The 25,987-nt window shown below is 58.0% G+C and carries 25 protein-coding genes; 9 read left to right on the forward strand and 16 right to left on the reverse strand.

What is annotated here, in order from left to right:
- Nucleotides 1–20: 20 nt before the first annotated feature.
- The gene (locus ACLH1U_RS14105; RefSeq protein WP_032453849.1) at nucleotides 21–827 is read right to left on the reverse strand and encodes a DUF2950 family protein; all 807 of its coding nucleotides are present in this window, start codon (nucleotides 825–827) and stop codon (nucleotides 21–23) included.
- A gap of 11 nt (nucleotides 828–838) precedes the next feature.
- The gene (locus ACLH1U_RS14110; protein WP_065804807.1) at nucleotides 839–2,473 is read right to left on the reverse strand and encodes a DUF3300 domain-containing protein; all 1,635 of its coding nucleotides are present in this window, start codon (nucleotides 2,471–2,473) and stop codon (nucleotides 839–841) included.
- 431 nt (nucleotides 2,474–2,904) lie between these two features.
- On the opposite strand from ACLH1U_RS14110, the gene acnB reads away from it, so the two are divergent.
- Together acnB and yacL are read left to right on the forward strand one after the other, a co-directional pair.
- Nucleotides 2,905–5,502, forward strand: coding sequence for a bifunctional aconitate hydratase 2/2-methylisocitrate dehydratase (gene acnB, locus ACLH1U_RS14115; protein WP_004204372.1), 2,598 nt, complete (start codon nucleotides 2,905–2,907; stop codon nucleotides 5,500–5,502).
- Between the two features lie 187 nt (nucleotides 5,503–5,689).
- Nucleotides 5,690–6,052, forward strand: coding sequence for a protein YacL (gene yacL, locus ACLH1U_RS14120; RefSeq protein ID WP_004204373.1), 363 nt, complete (start codon nucleotides 5,690–5,692; stop codon nucleotides 6,050–6,052).
- A 155-nt stretch (nucleotides 6,053–6,207) separates the two neighbouring features.
- On the opposite strand, the gene speD is transcribed toward yacL, so the two are convergent.
- The 5 genes from speD to ACLH1U_RS14145 form a co-directional block, all read right to left on the reverse strand.
- Complete coding sequence (speD, locus tag ACLH1U_RS14125; protein WP_004204375.1) at nucleotides 6,208–7,002, reverse strand: adenosylmethionine decarboxylase; 795 nt, start codon at nucleotides 7,000–7,002, stop codon at nucleotides 6,208–6,210.
- Nucleotides 7,003–7,026: 24 nt separating this feature from the next.
- A complete protein-coding gene (gene speE, locus ACLH1U_RS14130; protein WP_004204376.1) occupies nucleotides 7,027–7,887 on the reverse strand; it encodes a polyamine aminopropyltransferase in 861 nt (286 codons plus the stop codon).
- Nucleotides 7,888–8,034: 147 nt separating this feature from the next.
- On the reverse strand, nucleotides 8,035–9,225 hold the full coding sequence (locus ACLH1U_RS14135) for an FKBP-type peptidyl-prolyl cis-trans isomerase N-terminal domain-containing protein (protein WP_411299314.1): 1,191 nt from the start codon (nucleotides 9,223–9,225) through the stop codon (nucleotides 8,035–8,037).
- A gap of 653 nt (nucleotides 9,226–9,878) precedes the next feature.
- Nucleotides 9,879–10,289: a hypothetical protein gene (locus tag ACLH1U_RS14140; protein WP_004204380.1), complete on the reverse strand. Its 411-nt coding sequence runs from the start codon at nucleotides 10,287–10,289 to the stop codon at nucleotides 9,879–9,881.
- 245 nt (nucleotides 10,290–10,534) lie between these two features.
- Nucleotides 10,535–10,882, reverse strand: coding sequence for a YacC family pilotin-like protein (locus ACLH1U_RS14145; protein WP_004204381.1), 348 nt, complete (start codon nucleotides 10,880–10,882; stop codon nucleotides 10,535–10,537).
- Nucleotides 10,883–11,027: 145 nt separating this feature from the next.
- Between ACLH1U_RS14145 and cueO the strand changes: the two genes are divergently transcribed.
- Nucleotides 11,028–12,629, forward strand: coding sequence for a multicopper oxidase CueO (gene cueO / locus ACLH1U_RS14150; protein WP_023292004.1), 1,602 nt, complete (start codon nucleotides 11,028–11,030; stop codon nucleotides 12,627–12,629).
- A gap of 74 nt (nucleotides 12,630–12,703) precedes the next feature.
- On the opposite strand, the gene ACLH1U_RS14155 is transcribed toward cueO, so the two are convergent.
- Complete coding sequence (locus tag ACLH1U_RS14155) at nucleotides 12,704–15,094, reverse strand: glucose/quinate/shikimate family membrane-bound PQQ-dependent dehydrogenase (protein ID WP_411299307.1); 2,391 nt, start codon at nucleotides 15,092–15,094, stop codon at nucleotides 12,704–12,706.
- Between the two features lie 79 nt (nucleotides 15,095–15,173).
- On the opposite strand from ACLH1U_RS14155, the gene ACLH1U_RS14160 reads away from it, so the two are divergent.
- On the forward strand, nucleotides 15,174–15,293 hold the full coding sequence (locus ACLH1U_RS14160) for a hypothetical protein (protein ID WP_032426021.1): 120 nt from the start codon (nucleotides 15,174–15,176) through the stop codon (nucleotides 15,291–15,293).
- A 4-nt stretch (nucleotides 15,294–15,297) separates the two neighbouring features.
- Nucleotides 15,298–15,834 (forward strand): hypoxanthine phosphoribosyltransferase, encoded by a 537-nt coding sequence (hpt, locus tag ACLH1U_RS14165; protein ID WP_004204384.1) that lies wholly within the window; start codon nucleotides 15,298–15,300, stop codon nucleotides 15,832–15,834.
- 48 nt (nucleotides 15,835–15,882) lie between these two features.
- Here hpt and can read toward each other — a convergent pair whose 3' ends face one another.
- Nucleotides 15,883–16,545, reverse strand: a complete 663-nt coding sequence (gene can, locus ACLH1U_RS14170; RefSeq protein WP_004204385.1) for a carbonate dehydratase — start codon at nucleotides 16,543–16,545, stop codon at nucleotides 15,883–15,885.
- A gap of 178 nt (nucleotides 16,546–16,723) precedes the next feature.
- Here can and ACLH1U_RS14175 point away from each other — a divergent pair, with 178 nt between their 5' ends.
- The 4 genes from ACLH1U_RS14175 (at nucleotide 16,724) to ACLH1U_RS14190 (ending at nucleotide 20,292) form a co-directional block, all read left to right on the forward strand.
- The gene (locus tag ACLH1U_RS14175) at nucleotides 16,724–17,650 is read left to right on the forward strand and encodes an ABC transporter ATP-binding protein (RefSeq protein WP_004204387.1); all 927 of its coding nucleotides are present in this window, start codon (nucleotides 16,724–16,726) and stop codon (nucleotides 17,648–17,650) included.
- Entirely contained in the window at nucleotides 17,647–18,417 is a 771-nt protein-coding gene (locus ACLH1U_RS14180) for an ABC transporter permease (protein WP_004204389.1), read from the forward strand. The genes ACLH1U_RS14175 and ACLH1U_RS14180 overlap by 4 nt, the downstream gene beginning before the upstream one ends.
- Before the next feature lie 122 nt (nucleotides 18,418–18,539).
- Nucleotides 18,540–18,980, forward strand: coding sequence for a PTS sugar transporter subunit IIA (locus tag ACLH1U_RS14185; RefSeq protein WP_023292007.1), 441 nt, complete (start codon nucleotides 18,540–18,542; stop codon nucleotides 18,978–18,980).
- A gap of 58 nt (nucleotides 18,981–19,038) precedes the next feature.
- Nucleotides 19,039–20,292 carry a polysaccharide deacetylase family protein gene (locus tag ACLH1U_RS14190; RefSeq protein WP_065804799.1) on the forward strand — a complete coding sequence of 418 codons (1,254 nt, stop codon included), beginning with the start codon at nucleotides 19,039–19,041 and terminating at the stop codon, nucleotides 20,290–20,292.
- A gap of 36 nt (nucleotides 20,293–20,328) precedes the next feature.
- On the opposite strand, the gene panD is transcribed toward ACLH1U_RS14190, so the two are convergent.
- From panD to dksA, 7 genes are all read right to left on the reverse strand, one after another.
- Nucleotides 20,329–20,709: an aspartate 1-decarboxylase gene (gene panD, locus ACLH1U_RS14195; RefSeq protein ID WP_004204397.1), complete on the reverse strand. Its 381-nt coding sequence runs from the start codon at nucleotides 20,707–20,709 to the stop codon at nucleotides 20,329–20,331.
- 93 nt (nucleotides 20,710–20,802) lie between these two features.
- Entirely contained in the window at nucleotides 20,803–21,657 is an 855-nt protein-coding gene (gene panC / locus ACLH1U_RS14200) for a pantoate--beta-alanine ligase (RefSeq protein WP_065804798.1), read from the reverse strand.
- An 11-nt stretch (nucleotides 21,658–21,668) separates the two neighbouring features.
- Nucleotides 21,669–22,460, reverse strand: a complete 792-nt coding sequence (panB, locus tag ACLH1U_RS14205) for a 3-methyl-2-oxobutanoate hydroxymethyltransferase (protein WP_023292010.1) — start codon at nucleotides 22,458–22,460, stop codon at nucleotides 21,669–21,671.
- Nucleotides 22,461–22,579: 119 nt separating this feature from the next.
- Entirely contained in the window at nucleotides 22,580–23,059 is a 480-nt protein-coding gene (folK, locus tag ACLH1U_RS14210) for a 2-amino-4-hydroxy-6-hydroxymethyldihydropteridine diphosphokinase (protein ID WP_101862349.1), read from the reverse strand.
- Nucleotides 23,056–24,450: a polynucleotide adenylyltransferase PcnB gene (gene pcnB / locus ACLH1U_RS14215; protein ID WP_071787251.1), complete on the reverse strand. Its 1,395-nt coding sequence runs from the start codon at nucleotides 24,448–24,450 to the stop codon at nucleotides 23,056–23,058. Before pcnB ends, folK begins: the two co-directional genes overlap by 4 nt.
- 62 nt (nucleotides 24,451–24,512) lie before the next feature.
- Nucleotides 24,513–25,394 carry a tRNA glutamyl-Q(34) synthetase GluQRS gene (gene gluQRS, locus ACLH1U_RS14220; RefSeq protein WP_048296709.1) on the reverse strand — a complete coding sequence of 294 codons (882 nt, stop codon included), beginning with the start codon at nucleotides 25,392–25,394 and terminating at the stop codon, nucleotides 24,513–24,515.
- Nucleotides 25,395–25,453: 59 nt separating this feature from the next.
- Nucleotides 25,454–25,909, reverse strand: coding sequence for an RNA polymerase-binding protein DksA (gene dksA / locus ACLH1U_RS14225; protein WP_002888845.1), 456 nt, complete (start codon nucleotides 25,907–25,909; stop codon nucleotides 25,454–25,456).
- Nucleotides 25,910–25,987: the final 78 nt, after the last annotated feature.

Genomic DNA, 25,987 nt, shown 5'->3' on the forward strand with positions numbered 1-25,987 from the left:
ATTCGTAACCGGGCGTTTTTTTATGGATTGACTACCTGCCAGCCGGCGTCAGCGTCGGGGGCAAAGCGCGTTATCGCCTGGGCCTTTGCCGCGCTCTCTTCACCGAGATTGGCCTGATAAACCGTATCGTGCTGATCGATCATAAAGCTCATCACGCCGGTTTCCCCCCACGCCACCGGCCACGCCAGCAAGGCGACGCTCTGCTCATCTCTACCGGTGATAATGCGGAAGCGGTAGCCATGGTAGCCGCTGCCGGGTACCGTCGGGCTAAAGGCGGGCCCTAGCGGGCTTGGCGCTTCGCCCGGCGAGGTGGGCCAGTACAGACCATCTTTTTTGCCTTCGCTACTGATGATTTTCTGCGCCCAGCGGTGGTTCAGTTGATAGTAATCCTGCTGGGCGTCAACGTAGGCGTGCATGGCGGCTATCGCCGACAGTTCATTACGGCCAATAGCGCGGGTGAGGATCTCCTCTTCGCCAGCGGCCATATCAAAGCGCCAGCCCTGGGATGATTTAACGATGGGGACGGGCAGACGCCATGCTTCGCTACCAACGTCAAGCCAGGCGTTATCACCTTGCTGCACAATCACATGTTTCACCTGCCAGTCGCGCTGGAAGCGGTCGACGGCAGTGGGGTCGATCCCGTCGGGGGGTAAAAAATGCTGCCAGTTATCGCCAAGCACCTCGCTCAGCGCCGCGTCATTTTGCTGGCCGATCGCCTCGGCCAGCGCGCTCGCGGCCTGCTCGGGGGTGGCATATTGCTGCTGGGCGAAGGCGGCAAGCGGTGACAGCATTAACGTGAACAGGGCAATAGGTAATGGGTTTCTCATTCTGCTCATCCTCAGCGGCGGCGTAGTTCATGGTGTTCAGAAAGACGCTCTCTGGCGCCGTCGCGCTGCTCGCGGTTTACGCTGGAAAACTGACGACTCTGTCGTCCCCGTTCCTGCTGCGCTTGCCAGGAGGGGGCGCGGCTTTCGTTGCCGCTAAGGGCGCTGGCGCGCAGATGATTGACCGTCTGCTGGCGCTGGGCGGGCGTGGCGGAATGGAGCTGCTGCCGGCGCTGTTGCTGCTGCGGTGTAGCATTCTGCTCGTGGTTCTTAATGGTTTCCCTACGCTGCTGTTGCTGCGGCGTCGGGTTTTTCAACTGCGCTTTCGCCGCATCTCGACGCTGCTGGGTTGATGTTGGCGCGCTGTCGTAACCGCGGTAGTTGCTGCGCTGGGTGGCTTGTTTCAACTGCGCCGAGGCTGCCTGACGCTGGGCATCGCGCGAGGGGGTGTTTGCCGCCAGGTTGCCTGCCGTGGCGGTCGACGCGCTGCGCTGCTGAAGCTGGGTCATTGCCGCCTGGCGCTGCGCCTCACGATCGACCGGCGCATGCTGGGTCGCGCTCAGTCCGCCGGATACGTTGGTCTGATGAAAGCGCTGGGCGACGGTATTATCGGGGTATGGCACGTGACCGCGATAGGCGGGATTGTGCTGCCAGTTTACGTGGTCGCCCGGCAGGTTTTGTCCGGTAATGCGGTTAAAATTATTCACATTGATATTGATGTTATCGCCATTATGCGAGTAATCCCCGCGGTGGTAGTCATCATCGTGATGGTGGTAGTCATCATCATCATCCCAGTCGATGCTGCTGAACAGCGCCCAGGTGGTCGCCACGCCCAGGCTGTAACCGAAGCCTTTGACGAAGCTATCGGTAAACTGCTCCCCGGGAGGGGGCGGCAGATAGACCGGAGGATAGGCGCTGTTCGGCCAGGTACCATAGACGGTGGAGGGGTTGTAGTTGGGAACATAGACCACCTGCGGGTCGGTCGGTTCTATTTTTATGACCTGCGTCGGCGCAGGCGCCGCCGCGGTAGTGCTTGACGTTGATACGGTGCTGCTTTTCGAAGTGGTGGCCGGCACAGGCGCCGCTGCGGCGACAATCACTTTTTGCTGCGGCGTGGATTTCAGGGTCCCGGTCTCCTGGGCGATGGCACGCAGGCGCTGCACCGCGTCCATCACATCATGCGGCTGGGCCAAAAACGCATTACCCAGATTTTCCACCCAGGGCGGATTCTCGCCCATCATCGCCAGCAGGGCAGGGAAAGCGACCAGCGATTTGACGCTGGGATCCCATGGCTGGCTGGCAACTGCCTGAACGGCGGGATCCCCTTTCATGGTGGGGTTATCCTGGGACCACTGCACCGCCTGCATGACGTTGTCCGGGTAGGTGGAAGCCATCAGCACCTGCGACAGCAGACTGTCCGGGTAGAGCGCGATGGGGGCAACCCACTGGTCAATCTGCGCCTGGGTGTAGGTGGTGGCCACCGGCTGCGCGGCGGCGGGTGCGGCTGGCGTTGGCGCTGGCGCAGGCTGCGCCGTCGGCTGAGTGACCGTCTCTGGAGTACGGCTTTGCACATAGAGTGTTCCCGCCGCCGCGAGTAAGCCAGCGCTACAGAGCAGGGTGATAATATGGGGTTTGAACGGCAGTGACATAGAAGCTCCTGACCCAAAAAGTAACCCATCTCGCTAAAGTATCGGCGAAAACGGCGCGTTTGCTGAGTATAAGTAAGCGGTATGGCTTTTTATTGATGATTGTTGGGATCGGCCCATGGCGTTGTACGCGGAAAGGAATTTTTGTCGCGGGATTTGAACAGAAAGCCTGCAATATCCTGCCCTTAACGATTCAGCTAAATTTTAATGTTGCTTTTTTGTAAACAGATTAACACCTTTCAAAAATCCTGCTATGCTGCCGACGCGGTATCGGGCATTTACCCTACAAACTGCTGTCTCACAGGAGCGTGAAGAAAATCGCCCAGCCACTAAATCCTTCAAGATGCGTCAAGGCGGCAAACTGCCAATACCGAAGCAGATTGATTGAAGAGGTGTAGGCCGCATTATGACAATGAGAAGCGAGGAGAACCGTCGTGCTAGAAGAATACCGTAAGCACGTAGCTGAGCGTGCCGCCATGGGGATTGTTGCCAAACCCTTAGATGCAACCCAAATGGCCGCGCTGGTAGAACTGCTGAAAAACCCGCCTGCGGGCGAAGAAGAATTCCTGTTAGACCTGCTGATTAACCGTGTACCGCCGGGCGTCGACGAAGCCGCCTATGTTAAAGCTGGATTCCTTGCCGCGATCGCCAAAGGCGAAACGACCTCCCCCCTGGTTACCCCTGAAAAAGCCGTTGAACTGCTGGGCACCATGCAGGGCGGTTATAATATCCACCCGCTGATCGATGCCCTGGATGACGCGAAACTGGCGCCGATTGCCGCGAAAGCGCTGTCCCATACTCTGCTGATGTTCGATAACTTCTACGACGTGGAAGAGAAAGCGAAAGCGGGTAACGAGCACGCTAAACAGGTTATGCAATCCTGGGCCGACGCTGAGTGGTTCCTGAACCGCCCGCAGCTGGCAGAGAAAATCACCGTTACCGTTTTCAAGGTCACTGGCGAAACGAACACCGATGACCTGTCTCCGGCGCCGGATGCCTGGTCGCGTCCGGATATCCCGCTGCACGCCCTGGCGATGCTGAAAAACGCCCGCGAAGGCATTGAACCGGATCAGCCGGGCGTGGTTGGCCCGATCAAACAGATCGAAGCCCTGCAGCAGAAAGGCTACCCGCTGGCCTACGTCGGCGATGTGGTCGGGACCGGCTCTTCACGTAAATCGGCCACCAACTCGGTGCTGTGGTTTATGGGCGACGATATCCCGAACGTGCCGAACAAGCGCGGCGGCGGCCTGTGCCTGGGCGGCAAAATCGCGCCAATCTTCTTCAACACCATGGAAGATGCGGGCGCGCTGCCTATCGAAGTGGATGTGTCAAACCTGAACATGGGCGACGTCATCGACGTTTACCCGTTCAAAGGCGAAGTGCGTAATCACGAGACCAACGAACTGCTGGCCAGCTTCGAGCTGAAAACCGATGTGCTGATCGACGAAGTCCGTGCCGGCGGCCGTATCCCGCTGATCATCGGTCGCGGCCTGACCACCAAAGCACGTGAAGCGCTGGGTCTGCCGCACAGCGATGTCTTCCGTCAGGCGAAAGACGTGGCGGAAAGCACCCGCGGCTTCTCTCTGGCGCAGAAAATGGTTGGCCGCGCCTGCGGCGTTGCCGGTATCCGCCCGGGCGCCTACTGCGAGCCGAAAATGACCTCCGTGGGTTCTCAGGACACCACCGGTCCAATGACCCGTGATGAACTGAAAGACCTGGCGTGCCTGGGCTTCTCCGCTGACCTGGTGATGCAGTCCTTCTGCCACACTGCGGCCTATCCGAAGCCGGTTGACGTCACCACGCATCATACTCTGCCGGACTTCATTATGAACCGCGGCGGCGTCTCGCTGCGTCCGGGCGATGGCGTGATCCACTCCTGGCTGAACCGCATGCTGCTGCCGGATACCGTGGGCACCGGCGGCGACTCCCACACCCGTTTCCCCATCGGTATCTCCTTCCCGGCGGGCTCTGGTCTGGTGGCCTTCGCCGCCGCGACCGGCGTGATGCCGCTGGATATGCCGGAATCGGTGCTGGTGCGTTTCAAAGGTAAAATGCAGCCGGGCATTACGCTGCGCGACCTGGTCCACGCGATCCCGCTGTACGCCATCAAGCAGGGCCTGCTGACCGTTGAGAAGAAAGGTAAGAAAAACATCTTCTCTGGCCGCATCCTTGAGATTGAAGGTCTGCCGGATCTGAAAGTGGAGCAGGCGTTCGAGCTGACCGATGCCTCCGCTGAACGTTCTGCTGCAGGTTGCACCATCAAGCTGAACAAAGAGCCGATCGTTGAGTATCTGAACTCCAACATCGTCCTGCTGAAGTGGATGATCGCCGAAGGCTACGGCGACCGCCGTACCCTGGAGCGTCGTATCCAGGGCATGGAGAAATGGCTGGCGGATCCGCAACTGCTGGAAGCCGATGCTGACGCGGAATACGCGGCAGTGATCGACATCGATCTGGCGGATATCAAAGAGCCGATTCTGTGCGCGCCGAACGATCCGGACGATGCCCGCCTGCTGTCTGACGTACAGGGCGAGAAAATCGACGAAGTGTTCATCGGCTCCTGCATGACCAACATCGGCCACTTCCGTGCCGCCGGTAAGCTGCTGGACAGCCACAAAGGCCAGTTGCCGACTCGCCTGTGGGTGGCGCCGCCAACCCGTATGGACGCCGCGCAGCTGACCGAAGAAGGTTACTACAGCGTATTTGGTAAGAGCGGGGCGCGTATCGAAATCCCTGGCTGTTCCCTGTGTATGGGTAACCAGGCGCGCGTCGCCGACGGTGCGACGGTGGTTTCCACCTCTACCCGTAACTTCCCGAACCGTTTAGGTACCGGCGCTAACGTCTATCTGGCCTCTGCCGAGCTGGCAGCGGTGGCTTCTCTGCTCGGTAAACTGCCGACGCCGGAAGAGTACCAGACCTTCGTGGCGCAGGTGGATAAGACAGCGGAAGATACCTATCGCTATCTGAACTTCAACCAGCTGGATCAGTACACTGAAAAAGCTGACGGCGTGATCTTCCAGACCGCGGTGTAAAACCAGTCGGTCAGCCTGGCTGACCGTTTGGCTACAAACTCCCCAATGCCCGGTGAACATTGCATCACCGGGCATTTTTATTTCCAAACCTCCTGCCTGTTACGCTTTTTTTCTTTCGGTCTGCTGCGATAATTACTCCATGGGTACAGTGCAGCGGTGACGCATTGCCCTTGCAGAGGAAAAGACGATGGACTACGAATTTCTGCGCGATATTACCGGAGTGGTAAAGGTGCGAATGTCGATGGATCACGAGGCGATTGGCCACTGGTTCAACGAGGAGGTGAAAGACAATCTTGCTCTGCTTGACGAAGTGGAGCAGGCTGCGCGCACCGTGAAAGGCAGTGAACGTTCCTGGCAGCGTGCCGGACATGAATATACGCTGTGGCTGGATGGCGAAGAGGTGATGATCCGCGCCAATCAGCTGGAATTTTCCGGCGACGAAATCGAGGAGGGGATGAGCTACTACGACGAAGAAAGCCTCTCTCTGTGTGGTGTTGAGGATTTCCTGCAGGTGGTTGCCGCCTATCGTGAGTTTATGCAGCAGCGTTGATGACTCGTTGTGCGCCGGGCTGCGGAAAACCGTAGCCCGGCTAAGCGTCGCGTGCGCAGGGCACATCTCCGGGTCGCGACGAGTACCTTTCCCCGCTTCCAGCCGGCGCAGAACCCAGGCCCGGCGCGCAAAATCGCCGCCGGGCATTTGAGGCATTACACGGCAGGAATATTGCGGCCGTAGTAAATCTCGCGCATCTCTTTCCACAGCAGGTCGGTAATGACCTTGCGCTCTTCAGCGGTCAACTCTTCCGGTCGGGTATGGAACATGTAATGCTTAAGGTCGAACTCCTTAAGCAACATTTTGGTATGGAAGATATTTTCCTGATAAACGTTGACGTCGACCATGTCATACAGCGACTTCATATCGTCAGACATAAAGTTCTGAATTGAGTTGATTTCATGATCGATAAAATGCTTCATCCCATTGATATCGCGGGTAAAGCCGCGCACGCGGTAGTCAATGGTCACAATATCCGATTCCAGCTGGTGGATCAGATAGTTCAGCGCTTTGAGCGGTGAAATAACCCCGCAGGTAGAGACTTCGATATCGGCGCGGAAGGTGCACAGGCCGCCTTCCGGGTGGCTCTCCGGATAGGTATGCACGCAGATATGGCTTTTATCGAGATGGGCGACCACGGTTTCAGGTAGCGGGCCGGGGTGTTCGGTCTGGTCGATAAGCCGCGGGTCGACGGGCTCTTCGCTTACCAGAATGGTCACGCTGGCGCCCTGGGGTTCATAATCCTGGCGGGCGATATTCAGGATATTAGCGCCAATAATAGAGCAGGTTTCGCTCAGGATCTCTGTAAGGCGATTGGCATTATAAAGTTCGTCGATATAGGCGATGTAGCCGTCGCGCTCTTCTGCCGTTTTGGCGTAACAGATATCGTAGATACAAAAACTCAGGCTTTTGGTCAGGTTGTTAAAGCCGTGCAGCTTCAATTTTTTCAATTTAGTTCACCCCCTTATTTCGCTTCACGGTGCGGACAGAGCATCATGCAGATACTGTGGTAAGGCGAAGGCCGCCGTATGGATTGCCGGATTGTAGTAACGGCAGGTCAGGTTGGCTTTGTGAAAGCGCGCCTGAATGATTTCGCTGGAAAGATGGCGCAGCGCCTCGTTGTCGCTCGCCCAGGCAAAGGTCATAATCCCGCCGTAATAGGTCGGAATCGCCGCCTGGTAGAAGCTGACGTCGCGAAAATAGTGGCTCAGTTTGCGATGGCTACCGACCGCTTCATCCTGCTGCAGGAAGCAGACGCCGTTCTGCGCAACGAAAATCCCTCCCGGATTCAGGCAGCGTTTGCAGCCTTCATAAAAAGCCGAGGTGAAGAGGCTTTCCCCCGGGCCAATAGGGTCGGTACAGTCTGAAATGATCACATCAAACGTTTGCGTCGTCTGGTTAACAAAATTGACGCCATCATCAATCACCAGCGTAAAGCGCGGATCGTCATAGGCGCCGGCGCTATGGTTGGGCAGGTACTGGCGGCAGAATGAGACCACCCCGGCGTCGATTTCCACCATGGTGATGCTTTCGATGCTGCGATGACGAGAGACTTCGCGCAGCATCGCGCCATCGCCGCCGCCGATGATCAGGACATGCTTGGCGTTACCGTGAGCCAGCAGCGGCACGTGGGTCATCATTTCGTGATAGATAAACTCATCGCGTTCGGTGGTTTGCACGACGCCATCCAGCGCCATCACCCGGCCAAAGGCGCGGTTGTCAAAGATGATCAGATCCTGATGATCGGTTTTTTCGTGGTACAGCACGTTATCAACGCTAAAGTACTGACCAAAATGGTCATGCAGCGTTTCATGCCACAGTGGATTATCGGCCACGGTGAGGCTCCTCCTTCGTTAACATCTGTTACACCCGTAAAACGAGTGCAACATCATAGACAACTATAGATGAGGATGCACGGCGGTTATTGCAGCAATGCGGCAGGAATAACAGCACCGCCCGAAGAGGGCGGTGGGAGGACAGGGCTATTTTGCCGGCGCGGGTTGGCTATCCACTATCCGCACGGAATAGACCATGGTCGCGCCTGGGGGGATCTTCGGTGGCAACCCTTTACTGCCATAGGCTTTGTCGGGCGGGACGACCAGCGTCACGGAGCCGTGGTTCTGCAGGCGCTTCAGCGGCCCGCGAAATACCGGGGGATAGGCATCCAGTTTCTGGGTAAGCGCCTGATCTTTCGTCTCCATATCATTGATCACCGTTCCGTCCGTCAGCATCTCTTTGATCACCACGGTCACCAGATCGTTGCCGCTAATTTTTCCTTTACCCGGGTAATCGATACGGCTGTAGACGCCCTCTTTGAAGACCACACCTTTTTTGCGCGCAAACGCCTGCTGGTATTTCTGACCGGCGCTGATGTTTTTCTGCTCGATTTTATTCAGGTTCTGGAAAACCTGCTGTGAAATGTCAAACAGCGCTTTGTTACGCGCCTGTTCGCCGAGGCGAAGCTGGCCGCTGAAAGCATCTTCGATGCCCTGCAGCACCAGGCCAGCGTCGACGTTAACTCCCTGAGTGCGACGAGTCGTGAGGACATTAAGCGCCTCTGTACCCATCGAGGCGCCGATGGCGTAAGCCTGCTGTTCACCTGGCGCGCTGAGTTTGGCGGCGGTTTTGCCGGTGGTATTTCTCGGCGGGACCGTCAGCTGCGTCCGCAGCAGCTGGATTTCATCCTCTTTCATCCGCAGCTGGGCGTTATCTTTGTCCGCCTGCAGGCGATAGGCCGCCACTATGGCCGCCATCTCGGGGGGCTCATCTTTTGCCGCCACGGCGGCATCGGCGCGGCTCGATGGCGCTTTCTCCGCCGCGGCGAGCCGGTTAGCCAGCGACTGCTTATCGGCGTTAAGGGCTTTGATCTGGTCGAGGGCGGTCTGCTTCTCTTTTTCCGCCGCCGCCAGCCGGTTGACCAGCGGCTGTTTGTCCGCGTTAAGGGCTTTGACCTGGTCGAGGGCGGTCTGCTGCGCCTTCTCTGCCGCGGCGAGCCGTTTAGCCAGCGACTGCTTATCGGCGTTAAGGGTTTTGACCTGGTCGAGGGCGGTCTGCTTCTCTTTTTCCGCCGCCGCCAGCCGGTTGACCAGCGGCTGTTTGTCCGCGTTAAGGGCTTTGACCTGGTCGAGGACGGTCTGCTTCTCTTTTTCCGCCGCCGCCAGCCGGTTGACCAACGGCTGTTTGTCGGCGTTAAGGGTTTTGACCTGGTCGAGAGCGGTCTGCTGCGCCTTCTCTGCCGCGGCGAGCCGGTTAGCCAACGTCTGCTTATCTGTATTCAGAGCGGTGAGGCTGGCGCTGAGCCGTTTATTTTCAGCTGCGGCTTGCTGAAGCTGTGACGTTAATTGTTGGATCTGCTTCAGCGCGGCGGCCTGACTTTGCTGCAGAGTCGTATTCTGGACTGCGCCTTCTTTTTTAATTAACGCCTCATTTTTCGCGGTGGCGGCGGTTAAGGCGATCTGTAATTCTTTTATTTTGTTATTTAAGGCCGCTTGCTCATTCGCGATGGAGGTTTCTGTGGCCGGAGTGTTAGCAAGCTGTTTTTTTAATTGCTGAATAGTTTTATTTTTTTGCTCAATCGTCGCCTGCTGGCTGACGATTCTTTTTTGCAATTGTGCGGTATTGGGCGTCTTTTTTTTATTATCCGCAGGTTGACGATCGCCTGACGTTTGCTTTGCGGTTGCAGCATCGCTTTTTTCATGCGCCTGGGTTTGCTGCTGGGCGTAGTCAAGAAACGCCGGCGCGGCGCCGGCGAAGAAAGGTGTTGAAAGCGCCAGCGCCGCGACGAGCATCAGCAGGGGCGCGTTGAGGGTCAGCGTGGCGGCTCTGTTCATGGCTGCTTGCTTTCACCCCGCTGTACCAGGCTATCGATTAGCGTTTTCTGAATATCGGCGCACAATTTGATGGATTTAAACTGATACATGGAGTCAATGCCAAGCCGGGTGGGATCCGCCACTTTCTCGCGCACGCTGTTGTATTGTGACGCCGCACGCACTAAGGCATTGAAGTCATTGCTGAGTTTGGTTGCCTGCTGTGGGTTAACCTCTTTTAGCGAGTCCAGCGCCTGTCGGCAGGATTCAATGCGCGCTTGTTCGCTGGCCGCTCGCTCCTGCTCTGCCTGCTGCTGCGACGTTAGCGGGGTGGTGAGCGGTTTTACCTGCTGGCGAGAGGCGGTATTGCTACAGCCGGCTAATAACATAGCGGCAAGTGGAATAATACGAAGAGTCAGCGAGATATTCACAATTTCAGTCCATGAAGTAGATATATTTTCAACGGATTCTAAAAGGCTGCTTTTTATTTTGCAATATATCGTTAGGGATATTTTATTGTTTTTATCTGCCAGGGGTGTTAGTACGGGTTTAATTTATTTATTGGCTTGATGTATTGCGAGGTAGATAAAATTTATTTTGTATAAAATAATAATAGTAAATATTAAAGGCGGGTGAGTCGGGGAAAAGCGCGGCGCGTTGCCGCCCGCGCGGGAAATTATTTGACGTAAGCCAGCAGGCTAAGTGAATCGCGGGCCAGCGCTTTACATTTTTTCGCCGTCGGAAGGTTAATGCCGCTGAGATCGCGATAGCTGTCTTCGCCAAGCGCTTTCATGTTGTAGCTGTCGTAGTTGCTCAGGTCCCATTGGTTCTGCTGAGCAAAGAACACCAGGGCGCGACGGATCTGCGTGTTGGGCAGGTTCTGGTAGCCACAGTCGTTTTTCAGAAACACAAAAACCGCGGTTAAATCAGCCATGTCTTCCGCTTCTGATTCGCTGAGCGCGTAGCTGTTGGCGGAGAGAGTAAGCAGGCTGCCGAGTACCATTGTTCTGAAAAGCGTCTTCATTTTTTCTACCGTTAGATCACCGACGCTTCAAATTAGCATACTTCTTTACACAGCGCCGATCTTTATTCTTACTCTTCTGCTTGACCTTCCCGTTACGGTAGGGTTTAAGCTCAAATATTCGCCCGCAGAATAAAAGGATGTGAATATGCAACGTCGAGACTTCCTCAAACTGACCGCCGCGGTCAGCATGGCCAGCGCGTTACCGCTTTGGAGCCGTGCGGTCTTTGCGGCCAGTCGCCCGGCCCTGCCGGTACCGCCGCTGTTGACGGCTGATGCGCGCAACCGTATCGCGCTGACCATCCAGGCGGGCAAAACGCAGTTTGGCGCTTTGAACGCCACCACCTGGGGGTATAACGGCTCGCTACTGGGTCCCGCGCTGCAGCTGACGCAGGGGAAGGCTATCACGGTGGACATTACCAACCAGCTGGCAGAGGAGACGACGCTGCACTGGCATGGTCTGGAGGTACCCGGCGAGGTCGACGGAGGACCGCAGGGGGTCATCGCCCCGGGCGCCACTCGGACGGTGAGCTTCACCCCAACGCAGCGGGCGGCCACCTGCTGGTTTCACCCGCATCAGCACGGGACCACCGGTCGGCAGGTGGCGATGGGGCTGGCGGGGCTGGTGCTGATCGAGGATGAAGAGAGCGGACGCCTGCTATTGCCGAAGCAGTGGGGAATCGATGATGTACCGGTGATTGTGCAGGACAAGAAGTTTACCGCCGCTGGCGAAATTGATTATCAGCTGGATGTGATGAGCGCTGCCGTCGGCTGGTTTGGCGATACGCTGCTGACCAATGGCGCTCTCTATCCTGAACATGCCGCCCCGCGCGGCTGGCTACGTCTGCGCTTGCTGAACGGCTGTAATGCCCGTTCCCTCAATTTTGCGACCAGCGATAAGCGCCCGCTGTACGTGGTGGCCAGCGACGGCGGTCTGCTGGCAGAGCCGGTGAAGGTCAATGAGTTGCCGGTCTTGATGGGGGAGCGTTTTGAGGTGCTGGTGGACACCAGCGATGGCAAACCTTTTGATCTTGTGACCCTGCCGGTGGGTCAGATGGGCATGGCCATTGCGCCTTTTGATAAACCACAGCCGGTACTGCGCGTCCAGCCGCTGGTCATTCCTGCCTCCGGCAAGCTGCTGGATACCCTGGCCGCTATGCCGGCGCTACCTTCTCTGACGGGGCTGACGCAGCGTCAGCTCCAGCTGTCGATGGATCCGATGCTCGACAGGATGGGCATGCAGGCGCTGATGGAGAAATATGGCGATCAGGCGATGGCAGGGATGGATCACGGCATGATGGGGCACGGCGGGATGGGCGACATGGGGAATATGCACCACGGCGACATGAGCAACATGAACCACGGGTCCGGCATGGATCATGGCATGTCGTCGGGCAAGGGATTTGATTTCCATAACGCCAACCGCATCAACGGCAAAGCCTTCGACATGAATGTGCCGATGTTTGCCGCCGCCAGAGGCCAGTATGAGCGCTGGGTGATTTCGGGTAAGGGCGACATGATGCTGCATCCGTTCCATATCCACGGCACCCAGTTCCGCATCCTGAGCGAAAACGGCAAGCCGCCAGCGGCGCATCGTCGCGGCTGGAAAGATACCGTGCGTGTGGAAGGGGACGTGAGTGAAGTATTAGTGAAGTTTGATCATCCGGCGCCGAAGGAGTTTGCCTATATGGCCCACTGCCACCTGCTGGAACATGAAGACACCGGGATGATGTTGGGGTTCACGGTTTAGGGCGGTATAACCCTGGCGCGTGGGAGAGGGGATAAAGACAAAAAAAACGGCAACTTTCGTTGCCGTTTTGCGTTTTATTTCGCCTCATCCGGGAGCGCATAGGCGACGATATAATCGCCCATTTTGGTCCCGAACGAGCCGTGACCGCCGGCAGAGATGACAACATACTGTTTGCCATTCACTTCGTAGGTCATCGGGGTGGCCTGACCGCCGGCTGGCAGACGGGCTTCCCACAGCTTCTCACCGTTGCTCATATTGTACGCGCGCAGGTAGTTATCCGCGGTCGCGCCGATGAACAGAACGTTGCCCGCCGTGGAGATCGGACCGCCCAGCATCGGCATACCCATGGTGAATGGGAGTTTAACCGGCATCGGGAACGGCAGGCTGTCCTGCGGGGTACCGATACGTTTTTTCCATACCACTTCGTTAGTTTTCAGATCCAGCGCGGAGATATAGCCCCAGGCCGGCTGTTTGCACGGCAGACCGAACGGTGACAGGAACGGGTTCAGGGTGACGCCGTACGGGACGCCGTACTGCGGCTGCACGCCGGACTCGGTGCCTGAGCCTTTCGCATCTTTCGGCGGCTCCATTGGGTTGCCCGGGCCGCGTGGGATCAGTTTAGAGACGAACGGCAGCGCCATCGGGTTGGCGATAGCCACCTGACGGTTCGGATCGACGGAGATACCGCCCCATTCAAACATCCCCAGGTTACCCGGGAAGACGAGGGTGCCCTGCTCAGATGGCGGGGTGAAGATACCCTCATAGCGCATCTGATGGAAAATCACGCGGCACACCAGCTGGTCGAACATGGTGGCGCCCCACATGTCCGCCCCGGTCAGATCTTTCTTCGGACGGAAGCTCAGATCGGAGAACGGCTGGGTTTTGGCGACGTAATCGCCTTTGGCGGCGCCCTGCGGAACCGGTTTTTCCGGGGCCGGGACCACCAGCTCGCCGTTACGGCGATCCAGCACGAAGATGTTGCCGGTTTTCGCCGGAGCATAGACGACCGGCACGGTTTTGCCGTTGACTTCAATGTCAGCCAGCGTCGGCTGGGAAGGCATGTCCATATCCCACAGGTCGTGGTGGACGGTCTGGTAGCTCCAGGCCAGCTTACCCGTGGTGGCGTTCAGCGCGACAATCGAGCTGGCATAGCGCTCTTGCTCCGGCGTGCGGTTACCGCCCCAGATATCCGGAGTGGTCACGCCCATCGGCAGATAGACCAGATCCAGTTTGGCGTCGTAGGCGGCAGGCGCCCAGGAGTTGGGTGAGTTGAGCGTGAAGTGATGCTCATCGCTTGGGATGGCGTTCGGATCTTTCGCGCCCGGATCGAAGGCCCACAGCAGTTTACCGGTATTCACATCAAAGCCGCGGATCACGCCTGACGGCTCGCGGGTAGAGAAGTTATCGGTAACTGCGCCGGCAATGACGATGGTGTTATCGGTGATAATCGGCGGGGAAGTGGGTTCATACATGCCCGGCGTGGTCACCGGCATGTTGGTCTGCAGGTTGAGAATACCTTTGTTGGCAAAGGTTTCGCACAGCTTACCGTTGTCGGCGTTCACTGCGAACAGGCGACCATCGTTCACCGGCAGGATAATGCGGCGCGGACAGTCGGCGACGACGTCGGCAGGGGCGTTATCCGCTTTCGCTTCGTGATACGAGACACCGCGGCAGGTGACGTGCTGGAACGACGGGTCGGCGTTCAGCTGCGGGTCAAAATGCCACTTCTCTTTACCGGAGGCGGCGTCAAGCGCGAACAGACGCTGGTGGGCGGTACACAGGAAGAGCGTGTCGCCGACTTTAATCGGCGTCACTTCGTTAGTGATTTCACCCGGATCGTTCGGCTGTTTCAGGTCGCCGGTGCGGAACACCCAGGCTTCCTTCAGGTTCTTCACGTTGTCGGCGTTAATCTGCTTCAGCGGGGAGAAGCGCTGGCCTTCCTGGTTGCGGCCATAGGCCGGCCAGTCGCCGTCGGCAACGTTGGAGATCGGCGCCGCCGGGGTGGCGTCGGCGCTCAGAGTGCCGTTGATCTCCTGCGGGTCGTTAAAACCGGCCCAGGTCAGCATGCCGCCGCTGATCAGCAAGGCGACGACCAGCGCGCCTACGGCGCCAGCGGAAGGCACCGGCAGACGACGCCAGACAAAGGGCAGGATCAGCCAGATACCAAAGAAGATGAGGATATCGCTACGCGGCGTCAGCGCCCAGAAGTCGAAGCCGACTTCCCAGACGCCCCAGATCATGGTCGCCAGCAGCAGCGCGGCGTACAGCCACAGCGCAGCGCGCTTGCCGCGGAACAGCATCACGGTCACGCCCAGCATCACCAGACCGGCGACGGGGTAGTACCAGGAGCCGCCAAGCACGACCAGCCATGCTCCGCCGATTAAAAGATAGAGGCCGCAGAACGCTGCAAATAGCGCAGTCAGCGTCACCAGGAGCCTTGATTGTTGAGACTTTGTTTCAGCCATAGAAAGTTACTCATGTGTTTGTTAATTTTTTAACTGCAATTAATTATAGGATTTAACAAGTGTGATCGGAATCACAAATATGGCTTTATTAATCCCTGCACCGCAGATTTCTTTTTGCTGGTATACTGGATGGCTTGCCGGTCATCGTCGGGGCGAAAGCAGCGGCTTTGATGATTTATATTTAGAATCAAATGGTTAGTATTATGAAACATACTGTAGAAGTGATGATCCCGGAATCCGAGATCAAAGCGCGCATCGCGGAACTGGGTCGTCAAATCAACGAACATTATCAGGACAGCGGCAGCGAAATGGTGCTGGTGGGGCTGCTGCGCGGCTCGTTTATGTTCATGGCCGACCTGTGCCGTGAAGTGCAGGTGCCGCATGAAGTCGATTTTATGACCGCCTCGAGCTACGGCAGCGGCATGTCCACTACCCGTGATGTGAAAATCCTCAAAGATCTGGACGAAGACATCCGTGGTAAAGACGTTCTGATCGTGGAAGATATCATCGACTCCGGCAATACCCTGTCTAAAGTGCGTGAGATCCTCAGCTTGCGCGAGCCGAAGTCGCTGGCCATTTGTACGCTGCTGGATAAACCAAGCCGCCGTGAAGTGAATGTTCCGGTTGAGTTCGTCGGTTTCGCCATTCCGGACGAGTTCGTGGTGGGCTACGGTATCGACTACGCTCAGCGCTACCGCCATCTGCCGTATATCGGCAAAGTCACCCTGCTGGACGAGTAAGGGGATATCCCACTCTGGCGCGCGCGCCAGAGTGGCTAAGTCTGAAGGCTATTTGTGGTTGATGTGCTTGATCTTGAGGTTGGAGATCCCGTGGCGATAGCGCTGTTCAAGGGTTTCCCGGCTCACGGCGGTCACATCCAGATCGCGCAGCAGTCCGTCGTGAATGCCATATGCCCAGCCGTGGATGGTCACCTTCTGTCCGCGCTTCCACGCCGATTGCATAATCGTCGAATGTCCCAGGTTGTACACCTGCTCCATTACGTTCAGTTCACAAAGGGTATCCAGCCGGCGCTCCTCCGGCATTTCCCCCAGCAGCGAGCTGTGTTTAAACCAGATATCGCGGATATGCAGCAGCCAGTTGTCGATGAGCCCCAGCTCCGGGTTCTCCACCGCCGCCTGTACGCCGCCGCAGCCGTAGTGGCCGCAGATAATAATGTGCTCGACTTCGAGAACATCGACGGCATACTGCACCACCGACAGGCAGTTGAGGTCGGTGTGGATCACCAGATTCGCCACGTTACGATGCACAAACAGTTCGCCTGGCTCCAGGCCGGTGAGTCGCTCAGCGGGAACGCGGCTGTCAGAACAGCCAATCCACAGGAAGCGCGGTTTCTGCGTTTGCGACAGTTTCTCAAAAAAGCCGGGGTCCTCTTCCACCAGCATTTTTGACCATAGTGCATTGTTGCTGATGAGTGTATCTATATCATTCATGGACGTTATCGGCCTGTAACCAAGTAAGTGCGTTGCGCTAATATAGGGTAAGCTCACCTTTTTTAAAACCATCTTAACCCGTGATACTTCCGGCTGCAGATGCGCTGGCCGCGCCACTACAGCGCAAACGTCAGTCAGGCGGGTTAATGACGTGTCATGACACGAGAAGAGATATTTAATGACCATTGCTCTGGAATTAAAACAGCTCAAAAAAACCTACCCCGGCGGGGTTCAGGCGCTGCGGGGAATTGACCTGCAGGTTGAAGCGGGGGATTTCTATGCCCTGCTGGGCCCGAACGGGGCGGGAAAATCCACGACGATCGGCATCATCAGCTCGCTGGTGAACAAAACCTCCGGTCAGGTCAATGTCTTTGGCTACGATCTGGAGAAAGACGTCGTCAACGCCAAGCGCCAGCTTGGCCTGGTGCCGCAGGAGTTTAACTTTAACCCGTTCGAGACCGTGCAGCAGATCGTCGTTAACCAGGCGGGCTACTACGGCGTTGAGCGTAAAGAAGCCATCGCCCGCAGCGAAAAGTACTTAAAACAGCTCGATCTGTGGGAAAAACGCAGCGAACGCGCGCGGATGCTCTCTGGCGGGATGAAGCGCCGCCTGATGATCGCTCGCGCGTTGATGCATGAGCCGAAGCTGCTGATCCTCGACGAGCCGACCGCCGGCGTCGATATCGAACTACGCCGCTCGATGTGGGGCTTCCTCAAGGATCTCAACGATCGCGGAACCACCATTATTCTGACCACTCACTATCTGGAAGAGGCCGAAATGCTGTGCCGCAACATCGGCATCATCCAGCACGGTACGCTGGTGGAAAACACCTCGATGAAAGCGCTGCTGTCGAAGCTGAAATCAGAGACCTTTATTCTCGACCTCGCGCCAAAAAGCCCGGTGCCGAAGCTCGAGGGCTACCAGTATCAGCTGGTTGATACCTCGACGCTGGAAGTGGAGGTCCTGCGCGAGCAGGGGATTAACAGCGTCTTCGCGCAGCTGAGCGCCCAAGGGGTGCAGGTATTGAGTATGCGTAACAAAGCCAACCGTCTGGAAGAGCTGTTTGTCACCCTGGTGCATGAGCGAAAAGGAGAGTCAGCATGATGCAGCTTTATTGGGTCGCGCTGAAAAGCATCTGGACCAAAGAGATCCACCGTTTTATGCGCATCTGGGTGCAGACGCTGGTGCCGCCGGTGATCACCATGACCCTGTACTTCGTGATTTTCGGCAACCTGATCGGGTCGCGCATCGGCGAGATGCATGGCTTTACCTACATGCAGTTTATCGTGCCGGGCCTGATCATGATGGCGGTGATCACCAACGCATACGCCAACGTCGCCTCGTCGTTCTTCAGCGCCAAGTTTCAGCGCAACATTGAGGAGCTGCTGGTGGCGCCAGTGCCGACGCACGTGATTATCGCCGGCTACGTGGGCGGCGGGGTGGCGCGCGGGCTGTGCGTGGGTATCCTGGTGACCGCGGTGTCGCTGTTCTTTGTGCCGTTCCAGGTTCACTCCTGGCTGTTTGTCGCCCTGACGCTGCTCCTCACCGCAGTGCTGTTCTCGCTGGCCGGACTGCTGAACGCGGTGTTTGCCAAGACCTTCGATGACATCAGCCTGATCCCGACCTTTGTGTTGACGCCGCTGACCTATCTCGGCGGGGTGTTCTACTCGCTGACCCTGCTGCCGCCGTTCTGGCAGGGGCTGTCGCATCTGAACCCCATCGTCTACATGATCAGCGGCTTCCGCTTCGGCTTCCTCGGTATCAACGATGTGCCGCTGGTGACCACCTTTGCGGTGCTGGTGGTCTTCATCGTCGCCTTCTATCTTCTCTGCTGGTCGTTAATCCAGCGAGGTCGCGGCCTGCGTAGCTGATACTCATCACGGTTAGCGCTTCCGGACGCCAATACGCGAAGCGCTAACCGCTTATCTTTGACCCCCATCACCGATACGCCATCTTCCCCTTGCTACATTGTTGGCTGGCTAAGGAGGGAAGCATGCTTGGTTGGGTCATTACCTGCCACGATGAGCTGGCGCAGGAGATGCTGGATCGTCTTGAACAAAAATTTGGTCCGCTGGCCCAGTGCCGGGCGGTCAATTACTGGCGCAATCTCAGCAGCAATATGTTGAGCCGGATGATGTGCGATGCGCTGCATGCCACCGACTCCGGAGACGGGGTCATTTTCCTAACCGACAGAACCGGCGCGGCGCCTTATCGGGCCGCGGCGCTGATGAGTCACAAACATACCCACTGCGAAGTGATCTCCGGCGTCAGCTATTCATTACTTGAGCGAATGTATCTGCTGCGGGACACGTTAAGCAGCGAGGCGTTTCGCCAGGCTATCGTCAGCGCGGGCGGGCCGATGGTGAGCAGCCTGTGGCATCAGCAGCAGAAGAACCCCCCGTTCCGGTTGCGTCATGATACCTTTGGAAATTAAGCAGCGGGACAGATGCCGCTTTTGTTACAATAACCGCCGTTGATGGTTTACCGGTTCGATGCGCATGCTTGCCCGATTTTTTACTCTGCTTCTTTTACTGACCTCACTCAGCGCCTCCGCCAGTCTGCTTAGCCAGCAGGGCAAACCTGTGCGCTATATGCAAACCACCGAAGACGCGGTGATCTGGGCGCAGGTGGGGAACCATGTGGTCAGCGTGGGCAATGTGCGTGCCGGGCAGATCCTCGCGGTTGTCCCGACGGCGGCTGATTACTATGAGTTTCGCTTCGGCTTCGGCACCGGGTTTATTGACAAGGGCCATCTGGAGCCAGTGCAGGGGAAGCAGCGGGTGGAGGACCGTCTGGGGGATCTCAATAAGCCGCTGAGTAACCAGAATTTACTCACCTGGAAAGATACACCGCTCTATGACGCTCCCTCAGTGAGCAGCGCGCCGTTCGGCACGCTGGCCAATAATCTGCGCTATCCGATCCTCAGCAAGCTGAAAGACCGGCTCAATCAGACCTGGTTTCAGATCCGCATTGGCGATCGGCTGGCGTGGGTCAGCAGTCTGGATGCGCAGGAGGATAACGGGATCCCCGTGCTGACCTATCACCATATTCTGCGTGACGAAGAGAACACCCGTTTCCGCCATACCTCGACCACCACCTCGGTACGCGCATTCAATAACCAGATGACCTGGCTGCGGGATCAGGGGTATACCACGCTGACCCTGTATCAGCTGGAAGGCTACGTGCGCAATAAAATTAACCTTCCGGCGCGGGCAGTCGCCATTACCTTTGATGACGGTTTGAAATCGGTAAACCGCTACGCCTATCCGGTGTTGAAACAGTATGGCTTCCACGCCACCGCCTTTATTATCTCTTCGCGCATCAAGCGTCATCCGCAGCAATGGGATCCGAAATCGCTGCAGTTCATGAGCATTTCTGAGCTCAGGCAGATCCAGGACGTCTTTGACATTCAGTCGCATACCCACTTCCTGCACCGGGTGGACGCCGGCCGGCGGCCGATCTTATTCAGCCGCAATTACCATAATATTCTGTTTGATTTTGCCCGTTCGCGCCGGGCGCTGAGCCAGTTTAATCCACATGTGCTCTACCTTTCCTATCCCTTCGGCGGCTATAACGCCACGGCGGTGCAGGCGGCGAATGACGCCGGGTTTCATATGGCGGTGACGACAGTGCGTGGGAAGGTGAAGCCGGGGGACAATCCGTTTCTGCTAAAGCGGTTATATATCTTACGCACGGATTCGCTGGAGACGATGTCGCGGCTGATCAGTAACCAGCCGCAGGGGTAAACTTCGGCGCTGCGCCTGAGCGCTGCGCCGCGGTCATCAGGCGACCTGCACCGGAATCGCTTTCGCCTGGCGCTTCATTTCGTTGTCGCCTTCGAAGTAGGCGATGTTGGGCTGCCAGCGACGCGCCTCTTCGTCAGACATGGTGACGAAGCTGGCGATGATCAGGATATCGCCGACGCTGGCGCAGTGCGCGGCGGCGCCGTTAACGGAGATGATTCTGGAACCCCGCTCGGCGGCAATGGCGTAGGTGGAGAAACGGTTACCGTTGGTGACGTTCCAGAGGTGAATGGTCTCATTCTCCAGAATACCGGCCGCATCCAGGAAATCCTGGTCAATGGCGCAGGAACCTTCATAGTGCAGGTCAGCCTGCGTCACTTTTACGCGGTGGAGCTTGCCCTGCAGCATATTACGCATCATAACTTCTACCCTTCAACCTTAATGTAGCAGAGCGGACACGACGTCCGCCCTGAGAAAAGCCCGGGCAAGTATTGCCCGATTTTTACCCGCTGTCTACTGACCGAGCGTGACGATCTGGTTGTCGATCAGGCGGGCCTGACCGAGCCAGGCGGCCATCAGGATCACCGCGCGCTGGCTGGCGTCGGTCAGCTCAAGCAGGGTGTCGGCATCGCGGATCTGAATGTCGTCGGCACGGAAACCTTTCTCGTTCAGTTCCTGCTCGGCGATAGCGATGATCTCGTCGAGCTGACGGTCGCCGGCGGCCAGTTTTTCCGCCACCGCGCTCATCACTTTATACAGACCGGGGGCGATTTTGCGCTGGTCGGCGGTCAGATAGCCGTTACGCGAGCTCAGCGCCAGGCCATCCTTCGCGCGGACGATCGGCACGCCGATAATATCGATATCGTAGCCCATGTCGGCAACCATCTTGCGGATCAGCGCCAGCTGCTGGAAGTCTTTCTCGCCAAAGCAGGCGACGTCTGGCTGAACCAGGTTGAACAGCTTACTGACGATGGTCGACACGCCGCGAAAATGGCCCGGACGGCTGGCGCCTTCCAGCATAGTGGACAGGCCGGGGACGTCGACGTAGGTCTGGCCTTCGGTGCCCTGCGGGTAGACTTCCGCCGGCGTCGGCGCGAAGATAAAGTCGACATGACGCTTGTTCAGCTTTTCGCAATCATCCTGCAGGGTGCGCGGGTAGCGCGCCAGGTCATCGGCGCGGTCAAACTGCATCGGATTGACGAAAATACTGACCACCACCACGTCCGCGCTGGCTTTGGCTTCATCAACCAGCTTCATATGACCATCATGCAGGTTGCCCATCGTCGGGACCAGCGCGATACGCTTGCCTTCCTGACGCAGACGGCGGATATGCTGACGCAGCAGCAGCACGGATTCTATAATCAGCACAACAAGACTCCTTAATGGAAACTGTGTTCTTCGCCCGGATAGACCCCGGATTCGACTTCGGCAATATACTGCCGCACCGCGGCGCGGATGTCGCCCGCCTCGGCAAGGAAATTCTTGGCAAATTTCGGAATGTGGCCGCCGGTAATGCCGAAAGCGTCATGCATCACCAGGATCTGCCCATCGGTGACGTTGCCCGCGCCGATGCCGATCACCGGAATGGTCAGGGCTTCGGTGATGCGTTTCGCCAGGGCGACCGGGACGCACTCCAGCACCAGCAGCTGCGCGCCTGCCGCTTCCAGCGCTAACGCGTCTTCAAACAGGGTTTGCGCCGCATCGCCGCGGCCCTGCACTTTATAGCCACCGAATACGTTCACCGACTGCGGCGTCAGGCCGAGGTGGCCGCAAACCGGCACCGCGCGTTCCGCCAGCATCCTCACGGTCTCGGCCAGCCAGGCGCCGCCTTCGAGTTTGACCATATTGGCGCCGGCGCGCATCACGATGGCGGCATTTTCAAAGGTCTGTTCCGGCGTGGCGTAGGCCATAAACGGCAGGTCGGCGAGCAGCAGGCTGTTCGGCGCGCCGCGGCGGACGGCGCGGGTGTGATAGGCGATATCTTCCACGGTGACCGGCAGGGTGGAGTCGTGACCCTGCACCGTCATTCCCAGCGAGTCGCCCACCAGCAGCACATTAATGCCTTCATCGGCGAACAGCTTCGCGAAGCTATGATCGTAGGCGGTAATGGTGGCAAAGCGCTTCTTTTCCTGTTTGCATTTCTGCAGCAGGGCAATGGTGGTCGGTTTCATAACATTTCCTGATGATGAAAGTCATATTAACCGGCATTCTAACAGCAGCATTTAGAGGGGCAATGATTTTGGGCAACCGATTACGACGATCGCCGTAAATGCTAAAAAAGGAGAGGGAATTACCAGATAGCGGGCTTTGCCGCGCCGAGATCATCCAGTACGGTACGCAGCGCAGGGCCGTCAGGAAAGCGGAGGTTCGGGGCGATCTCGAACAGCGGCCAGAGCATAAAGCCGCGGTTTTTCATATCGTAGTGCGGAACGGTCAGACGCTCGCTGTTAATGACCGCATCGCCAAACAGCATAATATCGAGATCGAGGGTGCGCGGCCCCCAGCGTTCGGCTTTGCGCACCCGACCCTGCTGCAGCTCAATGCGCTGGGTGTGATCGAGCAGCGCCTCGGGGGCCAGCGTGGTTTCCAGCGCGACGGCGGCGTTGAGATAGTCCGGCTGATCCTGCGGGCCCAGCGGCGGCGTGCGGTAGAACGAAGAGACGTTCACCACGCGGCTGTAAGGTATTTCGCCCAGGGCGCGGATGGCCGCCTGCACCTGCGCCAGTGGCGAAGCGAGGTTACTGCCGAGGGCGATATAGACCAGGGTCATGCGTTACCCTGGCGCGGCGCGCGCTTGCGCGGACGGCGGTGGCGACGGCGCGGCGCCGGATCGTCCCCGAGGTCGTTGAGCATATCTTTTTGCGCCGGCGGCGCGGCGACCTGGAATTCGCCCCACCATTTGGTCAGACGCTGCAGTTCGCCGTTGTTTTCAGCGCCGGCGCGTAGCTCCAGCAGATCGTAGGCGGCGCGGAATTTCGGATGCTCCATCAGCTTCCAGGCGCGTTTGCCCTGGCGACGGGACATGCGCAGCTGCAGCTGCCAGATATCGCGGATCAGGGTGGTGATGCGCTTAGGGATCGCCAGCGTACGGCAGGCTTCGTCCAGTACGTCGTTCATCGCCAGCGCGAAGGCGTCATAGTACGCCAGACCGCTCTCCTGAGCGATTTTTTGCGCAGTTTCCAGCAGCGGATACCAGAACATCACCGAGAAGAGGAAGGCCGGATTGACGCGCATGTCGTTATGAATGCGGGTGTCGGTGTTCTTCAGCACCTGGTTGATGATCCGCTCCATCGGGCTATCGCCGCGCTCGGTAAAGTAGCGGGTGATGGTCGGGAACAGCGGCTGGAACAGGTTGTATTCCCGCAGCAGCAGGTAGGTCTGATAGCCATGCCCGGCCTGCAGCAGCTTGAGCACTTCTTCGAACAGGCGCGCCGGCGGCACGTCGTGGAGTAGGGCGGCCAGCCGCGGCAGCGGTTCGGCCGTTTCCGGGCTGATGGTCATATCCAGCTTGGCGGCGAAGCGCACCGCGCGCAGCATGCGTACCGGATCCTCGCGATAGCGGGTTTCCGGATTGCCGATCAGGCGGATCACGCCGTCCTGCAGATCCTTCATGCCGCCGACGTAGTCGCGCACGGTAAAGTCCGCCACGCTGTAATAGAGGCTGTTAATGGTGAAGTCGCGACGCTGGGCGTCCTCTTCGATCGAGCCGAAGATGTTATCGCGCAGCAGCATGCCGTTCTGGCCCCGCTGGGAGGTGACGCGATCGGTAGTGTGTCCTTCGTGATGGCCACGGAAGGTAGCGACCTCAATGATTTCCGGCCCGAACATCACGTGCGCGAGGCGGAAACGGCGCCCGACCAGACGGCAGTTGCGGAACAGCTTACGCACCTGATCCGGCGTGGCGTTGGTCGTGACGTCAAAATCTTTTGGCTTTTTGCCAAGCAGCAGGTCGCGGACGCCGCCGCCGACCAGCCAGGACTCGTAGCCCGCCTTGTTGAGGCGGTACATGACCTTGAGGGCGTTTTCACTGATATCTTTGCGGGAAATAGCATGCTGCTCACGCGGGATCACCGTCATAGGCGTTGGTTCGACGGCGGCTTCTGCCTCGCGCTCCTCACGGCTTAGCACCTTACGGCAAAAATTAGCGACTCGGGTAAAAATGGTGCACCTCGTAGTGTCAGACGGACTTCAGATCAACTGTACAGTGTAAAAATAGCGGCTAATCATAGCTCAGCGGGAGCCATTTGAGAATGCTCGATTTTCGCGGGCTGCCAGTTGGCGACGGCCTGGGCGAGTAAATCAGCGACGCTCAGGGCCTGCCACTCCCCGGCGATCTCCTGATTCAGAAAGCGGAGCGCGCGGACGATTTCGGGGCGCGGATCGCCTTCCGGCAGCGCCGGCGCGTGGTTTTGTTTAGAGAGCTTATTGCCGTCGGCATTGAGGGCCAGCGGCAGATGGAGGTAGTCCGGCGCCTGCCAGCCAAAATGCTGATACAGCGAAATCTGCCGCACCGTCGGCTCAATCAGATCGGCGCCGCGGACGATCTCGGTGATCCCCTGAAAGTGATCATCGACCACCACCGCCAGGTTGTAGGCAAACAGCCCGTCGCGACGGTGGATAATAAAATCTTCACGCGCCAGCGGCTCGTTGGCGACCAGCGTGCCGCGCAGGCGGTCGGTGAACTGCAGAACCGGACGGGTCTGGCGCAGACGCAGCGCGGCGTTTTCCGCCCCCAGGCCAAGGTCGCGGCAGTGACCATCGTAGATCCCGCCTACGGCGTGGATCCGCGCGCGGGTGCAGGTGCAGTAATAGCTCAGCCCTTGCTCCCCCAGCCAGGCCAGTGCCTCGCGGTAGGCTTCGTGCCGTTGCGACTGCCAGAGCACCTCGCCGTCCCAGTGCAGACCGTAGTGGTCGAGCTGGCGCAGGATGGTGTCGGCGGCCCCGGGGACTTCGCGCGGCGGGTCGATATCTTCAATACGAACGCGCCAGATACCCTGGTTCGCGCGGGCTTGCAGGTAGCTGCCGAGCGCGGCGATCAGAGAGCCGAAGTGGAGTTCGCCGGAGGGGGAGGGAGCAAAGCGCCCTATATAGCGTGAGTCAGTCATGATACGGACAACAGAACCAGGCGGGAGAGACTCCCGCCAGAGAGTGAGGCAGCAGGGGATTAGCCCGCCATCTGTTTTTCGCGAATTTCCGCCAGGGTTTTGCAGTCAATGCACAGATCCGCTGTCGGACGCGCTTCCAGACGGCGAATGCCGATCTCCACGCCGCAGGATTCGCAGTAGCCGAAGTCTTCATCTTCAACTTTTTTCAGCGTTTTCTCGATCTTTTTGATCAGTTTACGTTCGCGGTCGCGGTTACGCAGCTCCAGGCTGAACTCTTCTTCCTGGGCGGCACGGTCTACCGGGTCCGGGAAGTTAGCAGCTTCATCCTGCATGTGCGATACGGTGCGATCCACTTCATCCCTGAGTTGATTACGCCATGCTTCAAGAATACGCTTGAAGTGCGCCAGCTGGGCTTCGTTCATATACTCTTCGCCCGGTTTCTCTTGGTACGGCTCCACCCCAGCGATGGCGAGAATACTCAGGGACGATGTTTTACGGTTTTGCCCTTCTTGCATGTTGCTTCTCCTTAACACGCACTATCGATCCCCATGTGGGGGAAAATCAGGCCGCTATAAATAGCAGATGCTTTTCCG

It is taken from the genome of Klebsiella sp. 1SOBk5mer (assembly GCF_046603115.1).
Classification (GTDB): Bacteria; Pseudomonadota; Gammaproteobacteria; order Enterobacterales; family Enterobacteriaceae; genus Klebsiella; species Klebsiella quasipneumoniae.

What these genes read in the sequence shown, in the direction of transcription:
- dksA (WP_002888845.1), bottom strand. Translation starts at nt 25,909, where the DNA reads ATGCAAGAAGGGCAAAACCGTAAAACATCGTCCCTGAGTATTCTCGCC.
- ACLH1U_RS14145 (WP_004204381.1), bottom strand. Translation starts at nt 10,882, where the DNA reads ATGAAGACGCTTTTCAGAACAATGGTACTCGGCAGCCTGCTTACTCTC.
- ACLH1U_RS14190 (WP_065804799.1), top strand. Translation starts at nt 19,039, where the DNA reads ATGCGCATGCTTGCCCGATTTTTTACTCTGCTTCTTTTACTGACCTCA.
- ACLH1U_RS14185 (WP_023292007.1), top strand. Translation starts at nt 18,540, where the DNA reads ATGCTTGGTTGGGTCATTACCTGCCACGATGAGCTGGCGCAGGAGATG.
- can (WP_004204385.1), bottom strand. Translation starts at nt 16,545, where the DNA reads ATGAATGATATAGATACACTCATCAGCAACAATGCACTATGGTCAAAA.
- ACLH1U_RS14155 (WP_411299307.1), bottom strand. Translation starts at nt 15,094, where the DNA reads ATGGCTGAAACAAAGTCTCAACAATCAAGGCTCCTGGTGACGCTGACT.
- folK (WP_101862349.1), bottom strand. Translation starts at nt 23,059, where the DNA reads ATGACCCTGGTCTATATCGCCCTCGGCAGTAACCTCGCTTCGCCACTG.
- cueO (WP_023292004.1), top strand. Translation starts at nt 11,028, where the DNA reads ATGCAACGTCGAGACTTCCTCAAACTGACCGCCGCGGTCAGCATGGCC.
- panB (WP_023292010.1), bottom strand. Translation starts at nt 22,460, where the DNA reads ATGAAACCGACCACCATTGCCCTGCTGCAGAAATGCAAACAGGAAAAG.
- ACLH1U_RS14175 (WP_004204387.1), top strand. Translation starts at nt 16,724, where the DNA reads ATGACCATTGCTCTGGAATTAAAACAGCTCAAAAAAACCTACCCCGGC.
- hpt (WP_004204384.1), top strand. Translation starts at nt 15,298, where the DNA reads ATGAAACATACTGTAGAAGTGATGATCCCGGAATCCGAGATCAAAGCG.
- ACLH1U_RS14105 (WP_032453849.1), bottom strand. Translation starts at nt 827, where the DNA reads ATGAGAAACCCATTACCTATTGCCCTGTTCACGTTAATGCTGTCACCG.
- ACLH1U_RS14180 (WP_004204389.1), top strand. Translation starts at nt 17,647, where the DNA reads ATGATGCAGCTTTATTGGGTCGCGCTGAAAAGCATCTGGACCAAAGAG.
- panD (WP_004204397.1), bottom strand. Translation starts at nt 20,709, where the DNA reads ATGATGCGTAATATGCTGCAGGGCAAGCTCCACCGCGTAAAAGTGACG.
- ACLH1U_RS14160 (WP_032426021.1), top strand. Translation starts at nt 15,174, where the DNA reads ATGGCTTTATTAATCCCTGCACCGCAGATTTCTTTTTGCTGGTATACT.
- gluQRS (WP_048296709.1), bottom strand. Translation starts at nt 25,394, where the DNA reads ATGACTGACTCACGCTATATAGGGCGCTTTGCTCCCTCCCCCTCCGGC.
- yacL (WP_004204373.1), top strand. Translation starts at nt 5,690, where the DNA reads ATGGACTACGAATTTCTGCGCGATATTACCGGAGTGGTAAAGGTGCGA.
- ACLH1U_RS14110 (WP_065804807.1), bottom strand. Translation starts at nt 2,473, where the DNA reads ATGTCACTGCCGTTCAAACCCCATATTATCACCCTGCTCTGTAGCGCT.